This window comes from Pantoea sp. C8B4 (genome assembly GCF_051336905.1).
Taxonomy (GTDB): domain Bacteria; phylum Pseudomonadota; class Gammaproteobacteria; order Enterobacterales; family Enterobacteriaceae; genus Pantoea; species Pantoea rwandensis_B.
In genome coordinates this window covers 1-4,866 of record NZ_JBGMNK010000032.1, presented here as the reverse complement: position 1 = coordinate 4,866, position 4,866 = coordinate 1, and the positions used below count along the sequence as shown (strand labels likewise).

Sequence of the window (4,866 nt, the reverse complement as noted above, 5' to 3'; positions counted from 1 at the left end):
ATGCGAGAGTAGGGAACTGCCAGGCATCAAACAAGTGAAGAAACCCTGAACGAAAGTTCAGGGTTTTTTTACGTCTGAAGATTGGCGAAATCAGGGCTAAAAGCCACGAAAACATCCCACCCGTGACTAACTGATCGGGTAAACTACGGCCAGATAAATCAGTAAAGGCCGTGAAATGTCCAGCCCCCACACTTCTCTAAAAGTTTTCAACACACTGGGTCTCGAAGTCAGTGCACAAGCGCTGTATATCGCAGACACACCCGAAGCTATCATGAGCGCATGGCAAGCAACTCAACAGGCGAATCAACCTTTCATCGTATTAGGTGAGGGCAGCAATGTGCTATTCCTGGAAGACTTTGATGGTGGCGTGATTATTAACGCCATCAAAGGTATTTCACTTGAGGAAGAGGCTGAATCATGGCATTTGCATATCGGTGCAGGTGAGAACTGGCACGAGCTGGTTGAGCATACTTTAAAGAAAGGTATTACCGGCCTGGAAAATCTGGCATTAATTCCCGGCAAGGCTGGTTCAGCGCCTATCCAGAATATTGGCGCTTATGGTGTTGAATTTAAGGATATTTGCCACTACGTCGATGTGTTGCATCTACCCACACAAAAAATCAGTCGCCTGGATCGAGAAGCGTGTCAGTTTGGTTATCGTGACAGTATCTTTAAGCACGAGATGAAGGATAATCACGTTATTGTTGCTGTCGGACTCCGTTTGGCAAAGCAATGGAAGCCGGTACTGAATTACGGCGATTTAGCGAAACTGAACCCGGCCACTGTATGCGCATGGGATGTGTTCAATGCCGTCTGCCAAATGCGCCAGAGCAAATTACCCGACCCGCGCGTAACGGGAAATGTAGGCAGTTTTTTCAAAAACCCGCTTATCACACTCGAGTTGGCTAATGAGTTATTAGAAGCATGGCCGGGGATGCCACATTATCCGCAGGTAAATGGTGACGTCAAATTAGCGGCAGGTTGGTTGATCGATCAATGTCATCTAAAGGGATATCAAGTAGGTGGCGCTGCGGTACACCGTCAACAAGCGCTGGTATTGATCAATGAAAACCATGCGACGCCAAAGGATATCGTTGCTTTAGCGCACGAGGTACGAAACCACGTGGGTGAGAAATTCAATGTTTGGCTCGAGCCAGAGGTACGCTTCATTGGTGCTCAAGGTGAACGTAACGCCGTTGAGGTCATTTCATGAAAGATAATAGTGTTCCGCTGAAATTAGTTGCGCTGCTGGCTGATGGAGAATTCCATTCAGGTGAGCAGCTGGGTGAAGCATTGGGTATGAGCCGTGCAGCCATCAATAAGCATATCCAAACTCTGAAGAGCTGGGGTCTGGATGTCTACACCGTCACAGGTAAAGGTTACAGCCTGCCTGCACCTATTCAGCTACTGAATGAAGCCGATATTCTCTCGCATCTGCATCAGCAGGATTTAGATGTCATCCCTGTGATTGATTCTACCAATCAGTATTTACTGGATCGCATGGATCAGTTGCCTTCGGGTCATGCCTGTATTGCAGAGTATCAGCAAGCCGGTCGTGGCCGCCGTGGCAGAAAGTGGTTCTCTCCTTTTGGCTCTAATCTCTATCTGTCGATGTACTGGCGACTTGAGCAAGGTCCCGCTGCAGCAATGGGACTCAGCCTGGTGATTGGTATCGTAATGGCTGAGGTGATTCAGTCATTGGGTGTACCTGATGTTCGTGTCAAATGGCCCAATGATCTTTACCTGAACGATCGTAAATTGGCCGGGATTCTGGTTGAATTAACCGGCAAAACAGGCGATGCGGCGCAAATTGTCATGGGTGCAGGCGTCAATCTGGTGATGCGCTCAGAAGGAGCCTCTGAAATTAATCAGGGATGGATTAATTTGCAGGAAGCCGGTGTTGAAATTAATCGTAATGAGCTGGCTGCAAAAATCATTAATAGTCTGCGTGAAGCACTGCCGATTTTCGAGCGAGATGGATTGGCACCGTTTGTAGAGCGCTGGGATGCTCTGGACAACTTTATCAATCGCCCGGTTAAGTTGCTGATTGGCGATAGAGAAGTTCATGGTATTGCACGTGGTATTGATAAGCAGGGTGGTTTATTACTGGAGCAAGAAGGCGAAGTAAAATCCTGGGTTGGTGGTGAGATTTCGCTGCGTCCTGGTAATTAATTTGAATTGACCTGAAAAATTAAACGCCCTTGGAAAGAAGGGCGTCTAAATATCAAAAGTTATTTTCTCAAGCGAACACTTTGCACGGCATGATCTGCAGATTTGGTCATGATTAGACTGGCGCGCTCTCGAGTTGGAAGAATGTTTTCATTGAGATTCAGCCAGTTAATCTCTTTCCATAAACCACGAGCAATATTTTCCGCCTCATCTTTGGGTAACTGAGAATAATGGTGGAAATAAGAGTCTGGATCGCTGAAGGCACCTTCGCGGAATTTTAAAAAACGATTAACATACCAGCGTTCTAATAATGCTTCAGGTGCATCGACATAAATTGAGAAGTCGACAAAATCAGAAACAAATACATGATGCGGATCGTGGGGATAATCCATCCCGCTTTGAAGCACATTTAAGCCTTCCAAAATTAAAATATCAGGCTGTTGTACCACCTTATCGCCATCAGGGATCACATCATAAATAAGGTGTGAATAAACTGGCGCAGTGACCTGACTCGCGCCTGATTTCAAATCGGATACAAAATTCACCAGACGATGCATATCGTAAGATTGCGGGAAGCCTTTCTTCTTCATTAGCCCCCGTTCTTTCAACACTGCATTGGGGTGTAAAAAGCCGTCAGTTGTAATCAACTCGACTTTACGATGTTCTGGCCAGCGACTGAGCAGTGCCTGCAACACACGCGCGGTGGTACTTTTACCTACAGCAACACTGCCGGCAATACTGATGATATAGGGAATCTTTTGCCCGTTAGTGCCAAGGAACTGCTCCAGCACGGCCTGACGGCGCAGATTAGAACTGATATAGAAGTTAAGCAGACGTGAGAGCGGCAAATAGATTTCAGCAACCTCTTCTAAGGAGAGATCTTCATTGATACCGCGTAGTCGTTCAATTTCGCCTTCAGCGAGCGTCATTGGCACTGAGTCGCGCAGGGCGGCCCATTGCTGACGGTCAAACTGCAAATAGGGTGTAGTGAGTGGTGTCGTTTTTTTACTCATAAGTATGCATCTGACCGCAAATCCCGGCTCATCAACACCTTGTAGCGTCTGGCATACAATGATGCGTCGAGCTCAGTTGCACGTCATAGGGGGTAAGTAACGAGAACAATGGGCTGGAGGGTAACACCAGTGTCACTTTAAAAAGAAGCAAATTGATAAACCTGAGCACGCTTTCGTAAGCGTGCCCGCATTTTTATTATTGCTTAGTCGCTTGTTACCATCGATTTAGCTTTAGCGCCGCGTAAAATCTTTTCAGATTATCCCTCACTAACAACGTTGAGCCGTCTTCAGACAATCGATAATGCTTCCCTCTTTACACGCCGACAGTTGCATCCGTTAACGAACAATCCCATCTTGCAATGTGTTAGTTGAAAAAATGTTCAATCAAACCCGATCCAATAAAAAAAGTTGCGCACTTTTAAATGAAAAATGGCGTTGTGCTTCTGGAGTGCGACGACCAAACCACGATAAGCATCTGTAAATCACTTAGCGCAGTGGCGTAAAAACACACGGCATTTGGACGAAAATACTGCAAATGATGAGCGGTTTGCGATGTTTTGCACAAATAGTAGGCGATAGAACAATTTTGATAATTTTTTTGTTGCATCCTGGGCGCGGTCTTCCTAGAATGCGCTCCACTTGATGCCGGCTTAGCTCAGTTGGTAGAGCAACTGACTTGTAATCAGTAGGTCACCAGTTCGATTCCGGTAGCCGGCACCATCAAGTAGGTGGGATTCCCGAGCGGCCAAAGGGAGCAGACTGTAAATCTGCCGTCACAGACTTCGAAGGTTCGAATCCTTCTCCCACCACCATCTCAACCACTTGGTTGAGCGTCAGATAAAATCATTATCTGGCGGGTGAGTTCATCTCTCTCACCTTCGAATTCAGATTGCGGATTTTCGCAATCAAAGTCAGCCAGAAACTCTGGCAGGCTCGAATAATAGAAGGTCTTCTTTTATTATTCATAAGCTACAGAAAGAACAGGTAGCCGAGTTCCAGGATGCGGGCATCGTATAATGGCTATTACCTCAGCCTTCCAAGCTGATGATGCGGGTTCGATTCCCGCTGCCCGCTCCAGATGTGCTGATATGGCTCAGTTGGTAGAGCGCACCCTTGGTAAGGGTGAGGTCCCCAGTTCGACTCTGGGTATCAGCACCACTTCCTTTATCTCTCTCCTGATTCTCTCTCTGTAAACCAAACAGTCAGGCACTGCCTGGTTGATATGATGATATCTTCGATATATCCGTGTCTTAGAGGGACTAGCGATGGCTAAAGAGCAATTTCAGCGTAACAAACTGCACGTAAACGTCGGCACCATCGGTCACGTTGACCATGGTAAAACCACTCTGACTGCAGCGATCACCACCGTTCTGGCTAAAACCTACGGCGGTAAAGCAAGCAAATTCGATGAGATCGATAAGGCACCAGAAGAGAAAGCTCGTGGTATCACCATCAACACTTCACACGTTGAATATGAAACCCCGACTCGCCACTATGCGCACGTTGACTGCCCAGGCCACGCCGACTATGTGAAAAACATGATCACCGGTGCTGCGCAGATGGACGGCGCGATCCTGGTTGTTGCTGCGACTGATGGCCCAATGCCGCAGACCCGTGAGCACATCCTGCTGGGTCGTCAGGTTGGCGTTCCTTACATCATCGTGTTCCTGAACAAGTGCGACAT

General features: G+C 47.3%; 4 protein-coding genes and 4 tRNA genes. 7 read left to right on the top strand and 1 reads right to left on the bottom strand.

Annotated elements, in window-relative coordinates; translation table 11 throughout:
* The first annotated feature begins 175 nt into the window (after window positions 1-175).
* Together murB and birA are read left to right on the top strand one after the other, a co-directional pair.
* Window positions 176-1,213: a UDP-N-acetylmuramate dehydrogenase gene (murB, locus tag ACCW76_RS20835; RefSeq protein WP_436340022.1), complete on the top strand. Its 1,038-nt coding sequence runs from the start codon at window positions 176-178 to the stop codon at window positions 1,211-1,213.
* On the top strand, window positions 1,210-2,172 hold the full coding sequence (gene birA, locus ACCW76_RS20830; protein ID WP_436340020.1) for a bifunctional biotin--[acetyl-CoA-carboxylase] ligase/biotin operon repressor BirA: 963 nt from the start codon (window positions 1,210-1,212) through the stop codon (window positions 2,170-2,172). Before murB ends, birA begins: the two co-directional genes overlap by 4 nt.
* A gap of 59 nt (window positions 2,173-2,231) precedes the next feature.
* On the opposite strand, the gene coaA is transcribed toward birA, so the two are convergent.
* Window positions 2,232-3,182 (bottom strand): type I pantothenate kinase, encoded by a 951-nt coding sequence (gene coaA / locus ACCW76_RS20825; protein ID WP_034828892.1) that lies wholly within the window; start codon window positions 3,180-3,182, stop codon window positions 2,232-2,234.
* Window positions 3,183-3,826: 644 nt separating this feature from the next.
* On the opposite strand from coaA, the gene ACCW76_RS20820 reads away from it, so the two are divergent.
* The 5 genes from ACCW76_RS20820 to ACCW76_RS20800 all read left to right on the top strand — a co-directional run.
* A tRNA-Thr gene (locus ACCW76_RS20820) sits at window positions 3,827-3,902 on the top strand.
* 7 nt (window positions 3,903-3,909) lie between these two features.
* Window positions 3,910-3,994: transfer RNA gene (locus ACCW76_RS20815), tRNA-Tyr, on the top strand.
* Window positions 3,995-4,184: 190 nt separating this feature from the next.
* Window positions 4,185-4,259 (top strand) — tRNA-Gly (locus ACCW76_RS20810).
* Window positions 4,260-4,264: 5 nt separating this feature from the next.
* A tRNA-Thr gene (locus ACCW76_RS20805) sits at window positions 4,265-4,340 on the top strand.
* A 107-nt stretch (window positions 4,341-4,447) separates the two neighbouring features.
* The coding region (locus ACCW76_RS20800; protein ID WP_436340019.1) for a GTP-binding protein at window positions 4,448-4,866 on the top strand (419 nt) is incomplete at its 3' end.